Origin of the sequence: Kaistia adipata DSM 17808 (assembly GCF_000423225.1) — a bacterium.
GTDB lineage: Bacteria > Pseudomonadota > Alphaproteobacteria > Rhizobiales > Kaistiaceae > Kaistia > Kaistia adipata.
Window position 1 is genome coordinate 687,399 of record NZ_KE383991.1, and the last position, 16,891, is coordinate 704,289.

Sequence of the window (16,891 nt, forward strand, 5' to 3'; positions counted from 1 at the left end):
GGCCGCGACCGGCCAGGAACGGGACCCTTGAAGCTCACCACGCTGACTGACGAAGCGCGCCTCGCCCTCTCGACGCTGGGCGATCGCGCGGCGGACCTGATTTCGCCCACCGTGCGCCTCGGAGTCACCGGACTGGCGCGGGCCGGCAAGACGGTCTTCATCACGGCGCTGGTCCACAATCTCGTCCATGGCGGGCGGCTGCCGCTGTTCCGCGCCTATTCCTCCGGCCGCGTCACCGGCGCGAAGCTGGAGCCGCAGCCCGACGACGACGTGCCGCGCTTCGACTACGAGGACCATGTCCGCGCCCTGGTCGACCAGCGGATCTGGCCGGATTCGACCTATCGGATCAGCGAGCTCCGCCTGACCATCGCCTATGAATCCGCCTCCTATTTCAAGCAGCGCTTCGGGCCGGGCAAGCTGCATCTCGACATCGTCGACTATCCCGGCGAATGGCTGCTCGACCTGCCGCTGCTCGCCAAGGACTATGCGCAATGGTCGAGCGAGGCGCTGGCCATGGCGCGGAGCCCGGCCCGCCGCGCCGCGGCCGCCGCCTGGCTGGCGCGGCTCGAGACGGTCGACCCGACCGCTCCCGAGGACGAGGTCGTCGCGCGCGAGCTGGCGGCGCTGTTCACCGACTATCTCCGCGCCTGCCGGGCTGACGAGAACGCGCTCTCGACCCTGCCGCCGGGGCGCTTCCTGATGCCCGGCGACCTCGAGGGTTCGCCGGCGCTGACCTTCGCCCCCCTGCCCGAGCCGGAGGCCGGCAGCCCGCCGGGTTCGCTCGGCCGGATGATGGCGCGACGCTACGAGGCGTATAAATCGGTTGTCGTGAAGCCGTTCTTCCGCGACCACTTCGCCCGCCTCGACCGCCAGATCGTGCTGGTCGACGCGCTGAATGCATTGAATGCCGGCCCGGCCGCCGTCGCCGATCTCGGCGCCGCGCTGACCGAGATCCTCGGCTGCTACCGGCCGGGCTCGAATTCCTGGCTCGCCAGCCTGCTGACGCACCGGATCGACCGCATCCTGATCGGCGCCACCAAGGCCGACCATCTCCACCACGCCGACCACGACCGGCTGGAATCGATCCTCGCCCGGCTGCTCGCCCCGGCGATCGAGCGCGCCTCGGCCGCCGGCGCGCGGGTCGAGGTGGCGGCGCTCGCCTCGGTCCGGGCGACGCGTGAAGGCGTCGTCATCGAGGACTCGCAGAAGTTGCCGTCGATCATCGGAACCCCGCTCGCCGGCGAGACGGTCGATGGCGAAACCTTCGACGGCAAGACCGAAATCGCCTTCTTTCCCGGGGACTTGCCGAACAATCCTGAATCAGTTCTTGCAGGCCCTGACTCAACTTCCGAACTCGAGCAGACGGCGCTCCGCTTCGTCCGCTTCCGTCCGCCGGCGCTGGAACGGACGGCCGAGGGCATCACGCTGTCGCTGCCGCATATCCGCCTCGACCGCGCGCTCGAGTTCCTGATCGGAGACCGGCTGGCATGAGCGACACGCCGCGCAAACCGACCGCATTCCGCCTCGACCGCATCCGCGTCGTCGACGATCCCGACATCGCGCATCGCCCGGGCGACCGCCCCGTCGTCATCACCGAACCCGAGGAGATGGAGCTGCCGGTCGGGGCGCCGAAGCCGCCGAAGCCGATGCGCTGGGCCAACATCCTGCTCTCCGCGCTCGGCATCCTGCTGTCGCTCGGCATCGGGCTTGCCGTCGACCAGCTGATCCGCGACCTGTTCCAGCGCGCCGAATGGCTCGGCTGGTTCGCCGTCGTCGTCGCCGCCGTCGCGCTCGTCGCCCTCGCCGCGCTGGCGGCGCGCGAGATTGGCGGACTGCTGCGGCTCAGACGGATTTCCCGCATCCGCGAGCACGCCGAGGACGCCGCCCGCCGCGACGACCGCGTCGCGGCCCGCGCCACGGTGCGCGACCTCGCCACGCTCTACAAGGAGCGGCCCGATACCGCCCATGGCCGCGCCGCGCTGGAGCTGCACGCCGCCGAGATCATCGACGGACGCGACCTGATCGGCCTTTCCGAGCACGAACTGCTGAAGCCGCTCGACGCGGCGGCGCAGACGCTGGTGCTCTCGGCCGCCAAGCGCGTGACGCTGGTGACGGCCATCTCGCCGCGCGCCGCGGTCGACCTGATCTTCGTGCTGTTCACGGCGCTCCGGCTGATCCGCCAGCTCGGCCAGCTCTATGGCGGCCGGCCCGGCACGCTCGGCTTCATCCGCCTCGCCCGCACCGTCATCGCCCATCTCGCCGTGACCGGCGGCATGGCGGCTGGCGATTCGATCGTGCAGCAGATCCTCGGCCATGGCCTCGCCGCGCGGCTCTCCGCCCGGCTCGGCGAAGGCGTGATCAACGGCATCCTGACGGCCCGCGTCGGCATCGCGGCGATCGATGTCTGCCGGCCCCTGCCCTTCCTCGTCGAGAAGCCGCCGGCGATGGCCGACTTCATGGCCGAACTGACCAAGCTCAATACGGGCAAGGCGCCGAAGGGCGACGCGTAGCCCCCTCGCAACCAGCGGCCCGCGCTCAGAGCCCTTCGGGCCGATCAATCCGCACGACCATCATCCTGAGGTGCTTCGCGTTTGCGAAGCCTCGAAGGAGGATCCAGCGGAGCGCCGACTGCGGGAACGTGTCTGCAGTCTCCATCTCGCGCACTGGACCCTCCTTCGAGGCCCGGCTTCGCCGGGCACCTCAGGATGATGGTCGTGCCTTGGAGGCTGCAGAGGCAGGCTCGGGAAACGGACGTCACGCCGCCCAGAGCGAGCCGAGCGGACCGGCGCTGCCGAGGATGGGGTCGCTTTCGGGCATCGGCACCACCGCGATGCGGGCGCGCACCGCCGCGCCGTCGACGACGTCGTCGGCCCGGATCAGGTCCCAGGTCTGGCCATGCGGATAGGCGCCGACGACGAGGAGGTCGGGGCTCGAGGCGAGCCGCTTGTGGCCGACGCCGGCCGGGATCAGCACCGCGTCGCCGGCCTTGAGCTCGACGGTTTCGCCCTCGGCGCCGCCGAGCTGCACCGTGGCGCTGCCGGAGGCGATGCCGAGCACCTCATGCGCGGTCGAATGATAGTGATGGAAGGGATAGATGCCGTTCCGCCAGGTGCCGCCCCAGCCATGCGCGGCGAACAGACGCTCGAACGCCCTGGCGCGATCCTCGCCCGCCGCGACGAGCGCCTGGCGATAGAGGATGAGCGGCAGGTCCGGATTGTTGGGAACATCGCCGCCATCGGCGAAATGGTGCGGACTTGCGAGCATCGTCACCTCCGGCTGCGACCGCCAAGAAAACGGCCAAGCGGGGCGCGGAGTTCCCCCGCGCCCGTCGAAATCGCCGCCCGCCCCGCGGCGTCGTCAGGCGACGCCGAGCTTCTTCTGCAGGCTGGTCGAGGACGTCGTGTACTGGAACAGGATCTTCTTCTCCGGGAAGACGATCCGGCCCGCGGCCTGCGCCATCAGCGCCGCCTCGTGGAAGCCCGACAGGATCAGCTTGAGCTTGCCGGGATACCAGTTGATGTCGCCGATCGAGAAGATGCCGGGCTCGGAGGTCTGGAACTTCTCGGTGTCGACCTTGATCAGGTTCTCGTGCAGGTTCAGGCCCCAGTTGGCGATCGGGCCGAGCTTCATGGTGAGGCCGAAGAACGGCAGCAGGCGCGTCGTCGGCAGGCGATGCTCCTGGTCGTCATTGTCGGTGATGACGGCGTGCGAGACGTGGCCGTCCTCGCCCTCGAGGCCGGTCACCTGGCCGAAGATCAGCTTCATCTCGCCGGCGTCGACCAGGGCGCGCATCTTGTTGACGCTGTCGGGCGCGGCGCGGAAGGCGTCGCGGCGATGCATCAGCGTGACGCTCCTGGCGATCGGCTGCAGGTTCAGCGTCCAGTCGAGCGCGGAGTCGCCGCCGCCGACGATCAGGATGTCGTGGTCGCGGAACGCTTCCATCTTGCGCACGGAATAGAAGACGGACTTGCCCTCATAGCCCTCGATGCCCGGAACCGGCGGGCGCTTCGGCTGGAACGAGCCGCCGCCGGCCGCGATCACGACGACCTTGGTGTGGAACACCTTGTCGGCGTCGGTGGTGACGCGGAACGTGCCGTCCTCCAGACGCTCGATGCCGTTGACCATCTCGCCGAGATGGAAGGTCGGATCGAACGGCTTGATCTGGGCGAGCAGGTTCTCGGTCAGGCCGTCGCCGGTAATGATCGGAAAGGCCGGAATGTCGTAGATCGGCTTCTCGGGATAGAGCTCGGCGCATTGGCCGCCGGGTTTGTCCAGGATGTCGATCAGATGGCAGCGAACGTCGAGAAGACCGAGTTCAAAAACGGCAAACAGCCCGACTGGGCCCGCACCGACGATGACGACATCGGCTTCGATCGTTTCGCTCATGATCATTCCATTGCAAGTGAGACCGCGCGAATGAACGCGCGCGAGATTTAGCGGCTGCCGCCGTCCCTGCAAAGCATCAATGTTCTGCCGCCAGACGGTCTGCCGAGCAAAACCTTCCAAGCGGCGCCGCTCAGCCCTGGCGTTCGGGGATGCGGACGATCAGGCCATCGAGCTCCGGCTTGACGCGGATCTGGCACGACAGGCGCGAGTTCGGCTGCACGTCCTGCGCGAAATCCAGCATGTCCTCTTCCATCGGCTCCGGCTCGCCGGTCGCCTCGACCCAGGCCTCGTCGACATAGACATGGCAGGTGGCGCAGGCGCAGGCGCCGCCGCATTCGGCCTCGATGCCCGGCACGGCATTGCGGACGGCGTTTTCCATGACGGTCGTGCCGTCACGAGCCTCGATGTCGAAGACGGTGCCGTCGAAGGCGATGTAGGTGATCTTGGCCATGGGATCCGGAACGCTGGATAAGGACTGCCCCCTATAGGCGAAATGCGCCGCATGTGCCAAGGGCCGCGAGGCGGCCGACGCCGCGACGGATCGCGCATGGCCGGCGATCCGGCGGGTCCGGCCTGGCAAAAGCTGATGCTAGCGTTAACAAAGACTGGCGGGCGACCGGCGCCCCGACGCCCCTTTTTGACGCGCAGAGCGCGATTTCGATGGAGGCTGATCCGAGAAGAACACGGCCGCGTGACCAGTCCATCCCGAACAGCCGGTCGACCGACACATCTACACGCAAGAATAGATGAAACGCCGATCAGTTCTCTGGAGCTTTATTCAGGCCACCAGCCTGCCCACCCGACTGCATCGACAGAATTTCGCCACAATGAGCGATCGCTCGACGCAGGACCTCGACCTGCCAGTCGAGGTAAACCTTGGGCGGGGCGTCCGGATCGGGAACCGGGCACCTGAGGCAGGCACGACGCTGCGCGTAAATACCTTGTTAACAAATGACGGCCGAAAGCCGTACTTTCTTGTACCCCCGCGCCGAATGTGCCAAAAGGTGAGGCTACGGGCAAGGGTGTGAAGGCCGATCCGGCAACGCGTTGTATTGCGCTGTCGGGCGACGGACTGATCTACGGGGCATGGCGACCGTGGCGCGAGTGCAAGCGCCTGCCGTGTCCTGGAAGCATCCTCGTGCTTTCGGCGGGTCACTCCGCCGAAGCGGCCGACACAGTATCGAGTACGGACGCGAGGCTACAAAGATGGCGAATACCCCGAAGTCCAAGGACCCGGCGGACGCAGCGCTCACCGCCGTGGAGGAAGCGCTCCGGATCGATTTCAACTCCCCGAATGGTGCCCAGGCCGCCAAGGCGGTCGCGCCGCGCGATCGCCGGCTGGAACAGCCCCGCCTGCAGGAGGCGCCCCGCAAGGGCGACGCCCCGCGCAAGGGCGAGGCGTCCCGCAAGGCCGAGCCGGCGCCGCTGAGCCGCGCCCTGCCGGCGCCGACGCGCGACGAGGCGCCCGCCGCCCCGCGCGGCCGCCAGCCCGGCCGCGGCCGCATGCCGGCCAATGACGATCGCCGCGTCTCCGGCGCCAGCCTGCCCGCCCGTCGTCCCTCGCGCCTGATCTATCCGGCCGCCACGCTGATCTCGGTGGTCTGGGCCGGCGCCATCGCCGCCTATGCCAGCGCGGCCGGCGTCAGCCTGTTCTCCGGTGACGCCGTCGGCTCCGCCCTGTTCTCCAATCTCGCCCTCGCCCTGGTGCTGCCGATCGGCATCGTCTGGGGCATCGCCATCATGGTCGCCCGCGCCCAGGAGATGCGCATCGCCGCGCGCTCCATCTCGGATGTCGCCGCGCGCCTGTCCGAGCCCGAGGACGCCGCCTCCGAGGCCGTCGTCACCGTCAGCCAGGCCATCCGCCGCGAAGTCGCCGCCATGGGCGACGGCATCGAGCGGGCGCTCGCCCGCGCCAGCGAGCTGGAGCTCCTCGTCCACAACGAGGTCGCCGCCCTCGAGCGCTCCTACTCCGACAATGAAGTGCGCATGCGCGGCCTGATCGACGATCTCGCCAACCAGCGCGAGGCCATCGTCATCAATTCCGAGCGCGTCCGTTCGTCGATCGTGTCGGCGCAGGAATCGCTGTCCAAGGACCTCGGCGAGGCGAGCGAGCAGATCGCCGCCAACATCATCGGCTCCGGCGACCGCATCACCCAGGCTCTGGCCGGCCGCGGCGAGACCATCACCTCGGCCCTCGGCAGCGCCGGCGACGACATGATCAGCAAGCTGTCGCTGCGCGGCGAGGACCTGGTCAGCCGCCTGTCGAGCGCCGCCAGCGACGTCACCGAATCGCTGTCGCGCACCAGCGTCGAGGTCACCGACGTGCTGCTCGCTCGCAGCGCCGACATCAACGAGACGCTCGAGACCACCGGCCGCGCCATGGCCGAAACGGTCGCCGAGCGCGGCCGCGAGGTCAACGAGACGCTGGCCCGCGTCACCGACGAGCTGACCGAGGGCCTCGACCGCCGCACCGCCGACATGACCCGCTCGATCTCGGTCACTGGCAACCAGGTCGCCGAGACGATCTCGCTGCACACCCGCGAGGTGAACGCGGCGCTGAAGTCGAACGCCGACAGCCTGATCGTCGACCTGGCGCTGCGCGGCCAGGAGATCAACGAGAAGCTGGACGAGACCGGCACCCGCATCGCCGACACCATCACGGCCCGCGGCGGCGACCTCGCCGACCGCCTGGCGCTGACCGGCGACCGGATTCAGGACGCCATCGCGATCGACGGCAGCGGTCTCGCCGACCGACTGACCGCCGCCGGCGACATCATGGCCAACCTGATCGAGGCCCGCACCGCGGCGCTGCGCGAGACCATCGACGGCGCCTCCAACGCCGTGAACGAGACCTTCGACGCCCGCTCAGCCGAGCTGACCGAGCGCCTCGCCACCGTCGGCGGCGAAGTCGCCAAGGCGATCGCCGTCCGCGGCCTCAAGGTCAACGAGACGATCATCGCCTCGGGCAACGAGATCTCCGAGACGATCGCCGCCCGCGCCAACGTGCTGCACGATCGCATCGTCGACTCCGGCCGCCAGGTCGCCGACAACATGGAAAGCCGCGGCACGGCGGTCTACGACCTGATCGTCGAATCGAGCCAGCAGCTCGCCGACGCCATCGAGACGCGCGGCACCGCCGTGCACCAGAAGATCCTCGCCTCGGGCAACGAGCTCGCCTCGACGATCGAGAATCGCGGCACCGACATCCACGAGCGCATCCTCGCCTCGGGCAACCGCTTCGTCGACGAGATCGCCAACCGGGCCGACAGCGCGCACCAGCAGATCCTCGCCTCCGGAACCCAGCTGGCCGACGAGATCGAGAGCCGCGCCACCGCCGTGCATCAGCGCATCCTGGCCTCGGGCAACGACCTCGCCAACGAGATCGAGGGCGTGCATGGCCGCATCCTCTCCTCGGGCTCGGACCTCGCCAAGGACATCACCGAGCGCGCCGACGCCGTGCACCAGAGCATCATCGCCTCGGGCACCGAGCTTTCGAGCGAGATCGAGCGCCGGGCGCTGGAAGCGCAGGAGCGGATCCTCGCCTCGGGCAGCGACGTCGCCAGCCAGATCGAGAGCCGCGGCACCGACGTCCACCAGCGTATCCTCACCTCGGGCACCGACCTCGCCGACGCGATCGAGAACCGCGCCACCGCCGTGCATCAGCGCATCGTCGCCTCGGGCACCGAGCTCGCCAACGAGATCGAGAGCCGCGCCAACACCGTGCATCAGCGCGTCATCGCCGCTGGCTCGGGCCTGATCGGCCAGATCGAGACCCGCACCGGCGCCGTGCATGACCGCCTCGTCGAGGCCGGCACCGCCCTGATCGGCGATATCGCCAGCCAGGCCAACCTGGCGCATGAGCAGGTGATCGAGTCCGGCGCGACGCTGGCCGACCTGATCGCCAGCCAGACGCTGTCGACGCATCAGCAGTTCCTGTCCTCTGGCAACACGCTGATCGGCGAGCTGACCAGCCAGGCCCGCGCCGCGCACGACGAGATCCTGTCCTCGGGCACCAGCCTCGTCGACCAGATGGCCACCCAGGCCCGCGACGCCCACGAGCAGTTCCTGTCCTCCGGCAACACGCTGATCGGCGAGCTGACCAGCCAGGCCCGCGCCGCGCATGACGAGATCCTGTCCTCGGGCACCGGCCTTGTCGACCAGATCACCAGCCAGGCGCGCGCCGCCCACGAGCAGATCCTCACCTCGGGCACGACGCTCAGCGACGAGATCAGCAGCCAGGCCCGCGCCGCCCACGAGCAGATCCTCACCTCGGGCACCACGCTGAGCCACGAGATCAGCAGCCAGGCCCGCGCCGCGCATGAGCAGATCGTCGCCTCCGGCACGACGCTCGCCGACGAGATCGCCACCCGCGCGCTCGCAACGCATGACCGCATCGTCTCCTCCGGCACCGATATCGCCGGCGAGATCGAGAACCGCGCCAATGCCGTGCATGAGCGCATCGTCCATACCGGCGCCACGCTGCTCGGCGACATCGAGACCCAGGCCGTCGATGCGCATGACCGCATCGCCGCCTCGGGCGCGCGCCTGGCGCGCGAGATCGAGAGCCGCGCCACCGGCGTGCACGAGCAGATCCTCGACACGTCGAACCGTTTCGGCGAGCTGATCAACGATCGCGGCCAGGCAATCGCCACCGGCCTCGACGAGCGCTTCGCGGCGCTGCGCGACATCATCGAAGTGCGCGGCCCCGAGCTGGTCACCCGCTTCGCCGACCGCGCCAACCTGATGGACTCGACCCTGGCCGACCGCCTCACCGGCTTCGGCGACGCGATCGAATCGAAGCTCGGCATGGTTTCGGAGACGCTCGACAGCAGCACCCGCCGCATCGACGACGCCCTCGACGCCCGCTCGCGCCAGATCAACGAGACGCTGATCGAGCGCACCCGCGACCTCGCCGAGACGTTCTCGGTCGGCCAGTCCGAGATCGGCACGATCATCGACGACCGCCTGTCGGACGTGTCGACCCGCCTCTCCGACCGCACCCAGGCGCTGTCCGACATGCTGTCCGACCGCTGGCACGCGATCAACGAGACGCTGGGCGAGAAGGCCGTCGAGGCCGCCAGCAGCTTCGACGCGCGGGCGAGCCAGATGGACCAGATCCTCTCGACCCGCCTCAGCGACATCACCTCGACGCTCGGCCGTGAATCGGTCCGGGTCGCCGAGCAGATCGTCGGCTCGCTGTCGCAGGCGACCGAGCAGCTGGTGACCGCGTCGAGCTCGACCAGCGACGCGCTGCGCCTGTCGGCCAGCGACGCCTCGCAGGCGATGGCGCAGTCGGCCAGCGACGCCGCCCAGAACTTCGCCCAGTCGGCGCTGCATGCGACGCAGTCGCTGTCGCAGTCGCTCGACGACGTCTCGCAGACGCTCGCCCGCTCCGCGGCCGGCGCTTCCGAGGCCGTCACCCTCTCGGCCGAGCAGGCGTCGGAGCGCCTGTCGCAGCTCGCCAGCTCGACCGCCGAACTGATGTCGTCCTCGAGCAACGAGGCCGCCGGCCACCTGTCGCGTGTCTCCTCCGAGGCGGCCGAACAGATCGCCCGCGTCTCGCTCGAGATCGAGCAGAGTCTCGGTGGCCGCGCCATGAACACGGCCAGCGCCCTCGAGGAGCGGACCCGCGCCTTCAACGAGGTGCTGGAGAGCCGCAGCGCCGAGCTGGCCCAGCTGCTTGATGGCGAAGGCAACCGTCTCGTCGCCGCCATCGACCGTCGCGGCAACGACCTCACCAACAGCGTCGCCAACGCCGGCGACACCATCGTCGACCTCCTGTCCACCAAGGGCTCCGAGATCGTATCGATGGTGCTGTCGCGCACCGACGACGCGGCCCGCGCCCTGCTCGAGAGCGGCGAGTCCGTTTCGCAGAACTTCAGCGCGACGAACGAGCGCCTGCGCACCGACGTCGCCGGCATCGTCGAGCGGCTGGCCCAGTCGAACGACATGCTGAACGCGCTGCTGACGCGCACGACCGACAACCTGAACCAGATCGAGACGGGCCTCGCGACCCGGACGGGCGAGTTCGCCCAGGCGATCGAGCAGGCGATCGACGGCACGCAGAATTCGTCGACCGTGCTGGCGACGCAGGTCGCGATGCTGCGCGACGTGTCGAAGGACGTGCTCGAGAATGTCGGCGCCATCGCCGGCCGCTTCGAGGACCAGGGCCGTTCGCTCACCGTGGCGGCGCAGAACCTCACCTCGGCCAATGCCGAGATCGAGGGCTCGATCGACCAGCGCCGCGTCGCGCTCGACCAGCTGGCCGCGACGCTCGCCGCCCGCTCGTCGGAACTCGACGGCATGATGCGCAACTTCACGGAGACCGTCAGCACCTCGCTGAAGGACGCCGAGGAGCGCGCCGCCGAGGTCGCCAAGATGCTCGCCCGCTCCAGCGAGAACGCCGCCAAGGGCGTGCTGGAGAACCTCGAGGGCATGCAGGCGACCGCTAGCAACGAGAGCCTCAAGGCCGCCAACGTCGTCCGCGAGGCCAACCGCGCGCTGATGGACGACATGGCCGCCGTCGTCGCCCAGGCGACCAAGCAGTTCGCCGCCGCGACCGACGAGATGCGCTCCGCCGCCAAGGAGATGCAGAACGACCTCGAGGTCACCCGCAACGAGCTGAAGCGCGGCGTGCTCGAGCTTCCGGCCGAAACGCGCGAGAGCGCCGACGCCATGCGTCGGGTCGTCACCGACCAGCTGAAGGCGCTGTCCGAGCTGTCCGACATCGTCGGCAAGCACGGCAAGTCGCTCGACGTCTCGGCGCCCGGCACGCCGGCGCCGCGCGCCCGCGCGGCCGACGCCGCCCCGGTCTTCACGCGTCCGGCCCGCCAGGCCGCCGCGGCCGAGCCGGCCCGCGTCGCCCCGGCCGTTGCCGCAACTGCCGCCGCTCCGGTCGTCCAGCGCCCCGCCCCGGCCCGCCCGGCCGTGGCCGAGCAGCCGCGCCCGGCGCCGCAGCCCGTCCGCCAGGCCGCCGCCAAGCCCGCCGCCGCTCCGGCGGCGGAGGAAGCGGCCGAGCCGCGTGGCTGGGTGTCCGACCTGCTGCGCCGCGCCTCGCGCGACGAGGAGCAGGCTCCGGCCGAGCGCCGCGAGGCGCCCGCCGCGGCCCAGCGCAACGGCAGCAGCGCCGGCGCCTCGCTCGGCAACCTGTCGAGCGAAATCGCCCGCGCCATCGACCCGCGCGCCGCGGCCGACCTGTGGGAGCGTCACCAGCGCGGCGAGAAGAACGTCTTCACCCGCCGCCTCTACACGCTGCAGGGCCAGCAGACCTTCGACGAGATCCGTCGCAAGTATCAGCGCGAGGCGGAGTTCAAGGCGGCGGTCGATCGCTATGTCGGCGATTTCGAGCGGCTCCTGAGCGAAGTGGCGCGCAACGGCCAGGATCCGGCCGCCAGCAACGCCTATCTCGTCTCGGACACGGGCAAGGTCTACACCATGCTCGCCCATGCGAGCGGCCGCTTCGACTGAGCGGTCCGGCGATAGAATGCGAAAAGGGCGCTGCTTCGGCAGCGCCCTTTTTTCATGCCGGCACAAGGGCAACCGGGCAGACGGTACCCCGTGCCGCGACGAGAAGGTCACACCGCCGCCCGTCGGCGCGCCCGACCGCAGTTCGCGGTTTCCCGGGCGGCAGCGACGATGTAGACAATCGGCACGATTTTCACGCCGCGCCCTTCCCCTCCCCGCGCGGCGGCGGTTTGGACCTCCCGCAATGCCCGATACTTCGGCCGCGCATAAGCGCCACAGCTTTGGTGCCTTCCAGCATCGGGGCTTCCTATTCTATTGGCTGTCCCGGCTCTGCGCGACCTTCGCCGTCAACATCGTCAGCGTCTCGGTCGGCTGGCAGGTCTACGACATGACGCGCGACCCGTTCGATCTCGGCCTGATCGGGCTGGTGCAGTTCCTGCCGGCGCTGCTGCTCGTGCTCGTCACCGGCTCGGTCGCCGACCGTTTCAACCGCCGCATGATCATGGCGCTCTGCCTCGCCGGCGAGGCGCTCTGCGTGCTGGCTCTGCTGCTCTTCACCGTTTCCGGCAGTACCAACGTCATCATCGTCTTCGCCGTGCTGCTCGTGTTCGGCGTCGTGCGCGCCTTCATGGGCCCGGCGCAGCAGTCGCTGGCGCCCAACCTCGTGCCGCCCAAGGACCTCGCCAGCGCCATCGCCTGGAATTCGTCGGCCTGGCAGATCGCCACCATCGTCGGCCCGGTCACCGGCGGCCTGCTCTATGGCGCCGCGCCCGAGGCTTCCTATGGCGTGGCGCTGGCGCTGATGGCGATCGGCGCGGTGCTGATCCTGTTCGTGCCGAAGCCGCCGCAGAAGATCCTGAACGACAAGGCGAGCTGGGAAACGCTGATCGCCGGCTTCCGCTATGTCTGGAAGGAGAAGATCGTCCTCGGCGCGATCTCGCTCGATCTCTTCGCCGTGCTGCTCGGCGGCGCCACCGCGCTGATGCCGGTCTATGCGCGCGACATCCTCGAGGTCGGCCCCTGGGGCCTCGGCCTGCTGCGCGCCGCGCCAGCGATCGGCGCGCTGAGCGTCGCCGCCTGGCTCGCCTTCAACCCGATCCGCAACCATGCCGGCCTGATGCTCTTCGCCTTCGTCACGCTGTTCGGCCTGTCGACCGTGCTGTTCGGCCTCTCCTCCGTCGTCTGGCTTTCGATCGTGGCGCTGATCGTCATGGGGGCGAGCGACATGGTGAGCGTCTATATCCGCGAGACGCTGATCCAGCTCTGGACGCCGGACGCCGTGCGCGGCCGCGTCAACGCCGTCAACATGGTGTTCGTCGGCGCCTCGAACGAGCTCGGCGAATTCCGCGCCGGCATGTCGGCGGCGGCGTTCGGCGCCGTCGCGGCGGTGGTGCTCGGCGGCGCCGGCACGGTCGCCGTCGCCGGGCTCTGGAGCCGCTGGTTCCCCGATCTGCGCCGCGCCCGCCATCTCGACGGCCGCCCCTGAACGGGGCCGCCGACGCCCAGGTTGTGGAACCGATGGCGTGCGCGCCGCGTTGAACCGGCATCGATCCATCGGGGAACATCATGAGCACCATACTGCTGATCATCATCGTCATCCTGCTGGTCGCGGCACTGCCGAGCTGGCCGTACAGCTCGGGCTGGGGCTACTATCCAAGCGGCGGTCTCGGCCTGATCCTGATCATCCTGCTGATCCTGCTCCTGATGGGACGCCTCTGACGGCAGGGTCTTCGCGCCCCGCTGCGGGGCGCCCACATCGACACGGGGCTGGCCTCGACGGGCCGGCCCCTGCCGTTTCGGCACTATCCTCCCGGCGGCACATGCGCTAGCAGACGCATCCGACCCTTTCCGGATGCCTCGCATGTCCCGCCCCGATTCGACTGCCGACGCCCCCCGCTCGGACAAGGCCCGCTTCGTCGCCTGCCTCGTGCTCGTGATCGGAACGCTGGCGACGATGGTGTCGATCGACCTCGTCCTGCCGGCCATCCCGATGCTGCCGTCGCTGCTCGGCGGCGATGCGCAGGCGGCGCAGTATGTGCTGGCGACCTATATGGGCGGCTCCAGCGTCGGGCTGATCCTGTTCGGCGCCATCGCGCACCGCGTCGACGCCCGCCGCCTGCTCGGCTGGTCGCTGGTCGCCTATGCGATCGTCTCGGGCCTCGCCGCCTTCGCGACCGACATCTGGACGCTGAACGCCATCCGCGTCGTGCAGGGCGCGACCTCGGCCGGCGCCGCCGTGCTGCCCGCGCCGATGCTGCGCCAGCTCTTCACCGAGACGGGCGCCGTCCGCGCCGTCTCCGTCATCGGCAGCATCCAGTCGCTGGTGCCCGGTCTCGCGCCGCTGATCGGCGCCTGGCTGCTGCATGTCTCGGGCTGGCAGGCTTCTTTCATTGTCCCCGCCGTGCTGGGCGCGGCGGTCGGCCTCGTCATCCTGGCGCGGCCGTCGCTGCTGCCCTCGATGCCGCAGCGCGACGCCGACGCCAAGCCCGGCAGCTATCTCGGCCTGCTCCGCAACGCGCCCTATCTGCGCTACGCGCTCAGCCATGCGCTGATCCTCGGCGGCCTGATCACCTTCGTGTTCAGCGCCCCCTATGTGATGGTCGAGACGATGGGCAGCTCGGTCAACGCCTTCGTCGTCTTCCAGCTCCTGAGCGTGGCGATGTTCGTGGTGACGTCCAACCTCGCCGGCATCTTCGTCAATCGCTGGGGCCCGGAACGGCTGGTGACGATCGGAACCCTGCTGGTCGGCGCTTCGGCGCTCGCCCTCCTCGCCTATGCCCTCGCGGGCGGTTCCAGCGTCGTCGTCCTGCTCCTGATCATGCTGCCGGTGACGGCGGGGCTCGGCCTGCGCGGCGGTGTCGGCTTCGTCAAGTCGCTGGCTGCCTCCGCGCCCGACGAGGCGCGCGGCTCGGCGGCGCTGATGCTCGCCATCACGCTGCTGCCGACGATCGGCACCGCGCTGGTCGCGCCGTTCATACAGTACGGCCTGCCGGCGCTCGCGGTCGCCTTCGCGCTGATCACGCTGCCGGCCGTCGCCTGCATCTACCTGCTGCCGCGCTTCGAGGGCGCGACGAGCGCGAGCAGCGCCGCCGCCGTGCATCTCGGCTGATCTCCGGCGAGCGCAACCTTCCGCTGCGTGACCCGCATCACATCCGGCCGGCCCGATTTCTCCTATCAAGCCGACGTCGGCCATCACGGCCGAAGCCTGGAGAGGAGAACACCATGTCCCGGAACACGAACGGCCTGACCCGCTGGTGGCGCCAACGCCAGGCGCGCAACAGCCTGCTATCGATGGACGACCGCATGCTGCGCGACATCGGCGTCTCGCGCGGCGATATCGACGCCTATGTCAGCGGCGCGCGGCAGCGCTGATGGGCCAGCCGCTCCGCCCGCCTGATCAGAAGCCGCCCGAGGCGAAGGCGCGGCCCGCATCCAGAATGGCAGCGTCGGTCCCGAGCGCGGTCGTAACGCTGCCCCCCTTCTCGCTGTAAGGGGCGCCCTTGTAGCGGGGATCCCGCCACGGTCCGGTCGTGATCGTGATGCCGCGGAACACCAGCTCGCCATTGACTCGCGAGAGGTGCATGCCGCCGGACGAAGCGCCCGTCGCGTCGCAATCCGTGCGGAAGAACGAGGTCGCCGCCGCCGAGCGCGACTTGTCGATGGAGCGCCGCACGCGGCAGCCCTGCGCGACGGGAATGTCCTTGTCGACTTCCTTTTCCATGTCGGCCGGATGCGCGCTGATGACGACCAGCTTGTCGCCGTTTCGGACCGGCACGTCGGGCGCGACCGGGAACGGCACGGCGCCGGCCACCGGCTCGGCCAGCCGCACGATCGCCCAGTCATTGTTCGATCCCGCCTTCGGCCGCTTCGACCCGAATTTCGTGCCGTCGTCGACGACGAGGTCGATCATCGGCCCGCCGGGGCTCTGCGGCCGGAAGAAGCATTTCCAGCGCCGCTTGCCCGACGGCTCGAAGAAGACATGGGCGGCGGTCAGGATCTGCTGGTTGGTCAGGAACAGTGCGCCCGAGCCGACCGAAGGCGACGGCGACAGGCAGCCGACATAGCCCGAGACCTGTCGGATCCGGCTCATCTCGCCGCGCGACAGGCCGAGCGACAGCCCGATCACGGGGAGCGAATCGCGGTCATCCTTGCCGTCGATGATGTTGACCGGCGTGAGGTAGGGCGGCGTTCCGGCGACGGGGCCGGCGACCAGGGCCCGCCCGGCGGAAACCCCGAGATCGAGAGCCTGGGACGGCAAGGGAAGGCAGAGGGCGAGGCAGAAAAGGAGGGTGCGCATGGCGCGACATTGCCATGCCGCCCCGCCTGCGTCACCAGCGATGCACGCCTCGATCACCTTGCGTAAACATATTTGCAGCGAGTTTCGGTTCGCCACTTGTGGTCCAGCCGTTAAGCTGGCTCAATTCATGGGAGCATCTTTCCGACGCGTATCGAGACTGGGTTTTTGAAATGCAGTTGAGACCGGTCACCTACTATTCCGATTTCGTCATCTATCCGGTCACCCTGGCCGGCCTGGTCGCGGCGGCGATCTTCTGGCAGGGGTCGATCAGTCCATTGACCTGGATCGCCGCCTATGCGGTCGGACTGTCTGTCTGGACGCTGGCGGAATACCTGATCCATCGCGGCGTGCTGCACAACGTCGTCTATTTCCGAGAATTGCACGACCAACACCACGCGGCGCCGACCGACCTGATCGGCACGCCGATCTGGCTCAGCTTCGTCGTCATCGCGGCGGTCGTCTTCTGGCCGAGCTGGTATCTGTTCGGGCTCGGCATCGCCAGCGGCTTCACCGCCGGCGTCGTCACCGGCTATGTCGGCTACAGCTTCGTCCACCACGTGCTGCATCACTGGCATCCGCCGCATGGCAGCTACCTGTACAAGGTGAAGCGCCGCCACGCCCTGCACCACCACAACGACGTGGAGGGCAATTTCGGCGTCACGACCCTGTTCTGGGACCACGTCTTCGGCACGGCGATCCCCGACCGCCCCGGCCAGGCGGCTCGCGCCCGGCGCTGAGGCGTCG

At 69.4% G+C, this 16,891-nt stretch carries 12 protein-coding genes; 8 read left to right on the forward strand and 4 right to left on the reverse strand.

Annotated features, from left to right (window positions below; genetic code table 11):
* The first annotated feature begins 27 nt into the window (after positions 1-27).
* Together G539_RS0116165 and G539_RS0116170 are read left to right on the forward strand one after the other, a co-directional pair.
* On the forward strand, positions 28-1,491 hold the full coding sequence (locus G539_RS0116165) for a YcjX family GTP-binding protein (RefSeq protein ID WP_029076118.1): 1,464 nt from the start codon (positions 28-30) through the stop codon (positions 1,489-1,491).
* On the forward strand, positions 1,488-2,510 hold the full coding sequence (locus tag G539_RS0116170; RefSeq protein ID WP_029076119.1) for a YcjF family protein: 1,023 nt from the start codon (positions 1,488-1,490) through the stop codon (positions 2,508-2,510). Before G539_RS0116165 ends, G539_RS0116170 begins: the two co-directional genes overlap by 4 nt.
* Positions 2,511-2,754: 244 nt before the next feature.
* Here G539_RS0116170 and G539_RS0116180 read toward each other — a convergent pair whose 3' ends face one another.
* From G539_RS0116180 to G539_RS0116190, 3 genes are all read right to left on the reverse strand, one after another.
* The gene (locus G539_RS0116180) at positions 2,755-3,264 is read right to left on the reverse strand and encodes a cupin domain-containing protein (RefSeq protein WP_029076120.1); all 510 of its coding nucleotides are present in this window, start codon (positions 3,262-3,264) and stop codon (positions 2,755-2,757) included.
* Between the two features lie 93 nt (positions 3,265-3,357).
* Positions 3,358-4,386, reverse strand: coding sequence for an NAD(P)/FAD-dependent oxidoreductase (locus G539_RS0116185; protein ID WP_029076121.1), 1,029 nt, complete (start codon positions 4,384-4,386; stop codon positions 3,358-3,360).
* Positions 4,387-4,516: 130 nt separating this feature from the next.
* Positions 4,517-4,837 (reverse strand): 2Fe-2S iron-sulfur cluster-binding protein, encoded by a 321-nt coding sequence (locus G539_RS0116190; protein ID WP_029076122.1) that lies wholly within the window; start codon positions 4,835-4,837, stop codon positions 4,517-4,519.
* A gap of 755 nt (positions 4,838-5,592) precedes the next feature.
* Here G539_RS0116190 and G539_RS0116195 point away from each other — a divergent pair.
* The 5 genes from G539_RS0116195 to G539_RS26775 all read left to right on the forward strand — a co-directional run bounded on the left by G539_RS0116195 (position 5,593) and on the right by G539_RS26775 (position 15,222).
* A complete protein-coding gene (locus G539_RS0116195) occupies positions 5,593-11,853 on the forward strand; it encodes an apolipoprotein A-IV repeat region-like domain-containing protein (RefSeq protein WP_029076123.1) in 6,261 nt (2,086 codons plus the stop codon).
* Between the two features lie 241 nt (positions 11,854-12,094).
* The gene (locus G539_RS0116200) at positions 12,095-13,336 is read left to right on the forward strand and encodes an MFS transporter (protein WP_029076124.1); all 1,242 of its coding nucleotides are present in this window, start codon (positions 12,095-12,097) and stop codon (positions 13,334-13,336) included.
* A gap of 77 nt (positions 13,337-13,413) precedes the next feature.
* On the forward strand, positions 13,414-13,569 hold the full coding sequence (locus G539_RS26770; protein ID WP_210162837.1) for a DUF3309 family protein: 156 nt from the start codon (positions 13,414-13,416) through the stop codon (positions 13,567-13,569).
* Between the two features lie 142 nt (positions 13,570-13,711).
* A complete protein-coding gene (locus G539_RS25140; protein WP_051231521.1) occupies positions 13,712-14,959 on the forward strand; it encodes an MFS transporter in 1,248 nt (415 codons plus the stop codon).
* A 113-nt stretch (positions 14,960-15,072) separates the two neighbouring features.
* Positions 15,073-15,222: a DUF1127 domain-containing protein gene (locus G539_RS26775; RefSeq protein ID WP_084640043.1), complete on the forward strand. Its 150-nt coding sequence runs from the start codon at positions 15,073-15,075 to the stop codon at positions 15,220-15,222.
* Positions 15,223-15,247: 25 nt separating this feature from the next.
* On the opposite strand, the gene G539_RS0116220 is transcribed toward G539_RS26775, so the two are convergent.
* Positions 15,248-16,147: a trypsin-like serine peptidase gene (locus G539_RS0116220; RefSeq protein WP_029076125.1), complete on the reverse strand. Its 900-nt coding sequence runs from the start codon at positions 16,145-16,147 to the stop codon at positions 15,248-15,250.
* A 170-nt stretch (positions 16,148-16,317) separates the two neighbouring features.
* Between G539_RS0116220 and G539_RS0116225 the strand changes: the two genes are divergently transcribed.
* Positions 16,318-16,884, forward strand: a complete 567-nt coding sequence (locus tag G539_RS0116225) for a sterol desaturase family protein (RefSeq protein WP_029076126.1) — start codon at positions 16,318-16,320, stop codon at positions 16,882-16,884.
* Positions 16,885-16,891 lie beyond the last annotated feature (7 nt).

What these genes read in the sequence shown, in the direction of transcription:
- G539_RS0116170 (WP_029076119.1), top strand. Translation starts at nt 1,488, where the DNA reads ATGAGCGACACGCCGCGCAAACCGACCGCATTCCGCCTCGACCGCATC.
- G539_RS0116180 (WP_029076120.1), bottom strand. Translation starts at nt 3,264, where the DNA reads ATGCTCGCAAGTCCGCACCATTTCGCCGATGGCGGCGATGTTCCCAAC.
- G539_RS0116185 (WP_029076121.1), bottom strand. Translation starts at nt 4,386, where the DNA reads ATGAGCGAAACGATCGAAGCCGATGTCGTCATCGTCGGTGCGGGCCCA.
- G539_RS0116190 (WP_029076122.1), bottom strand. Translation starts at nt 4,837, where the DNA reads ATGGCCAAGATCACCTACATCGCCTTCGACGGCACCGTCTTCGACATC.
- G539_RS0116195 (WP_029076123.1), top strand. Translation starts at nt 5,593, where the DNA reads ATGGCGAATACCCCGAAGTCCAAGGACCCGGCGGACGCAGCGCTCACC.
- G539_RS0116200 (WP_029076124.1), top strand. Translation starts at nt 12,095, where the DNA reads ATGCCCGATACTTCGGCCGCGCATAAGCGCCACAGCTTTGGTGCCTTC.
- G539_RS25140 (WP_051231521.1), top strand. Translation starts at nt 13,712, where the DNA reads ATGTCCCGCCCCGATTCGACTGCCGACGCCCCCCGCTCGGACAAGGCC.
- G539_RS26775 (WP_084640043.1), top strand. Translation starts at nt 15,073, where the DNA reads ATGTCCCGGAACACGAACGGCCTGACCCGCTGGTGGCGCCAACGCCAG.
- G539_RS0116220 (WP_029076125.1), bottom strand. Translation starts at nt 16,147, where the DNA reads ATGCGCACCCTCCTTTTCTGCCTCGCCCTCTGCCTTCCCTTGCCGTCC.
- G539_RS0116225 (WP_029076126.1), top strand. Translation starts at nt 16,318, where the DNA reads ATGCAGTTGAGACCGGTCACCTACTATTCCGATTTCGTCATCTATCCG.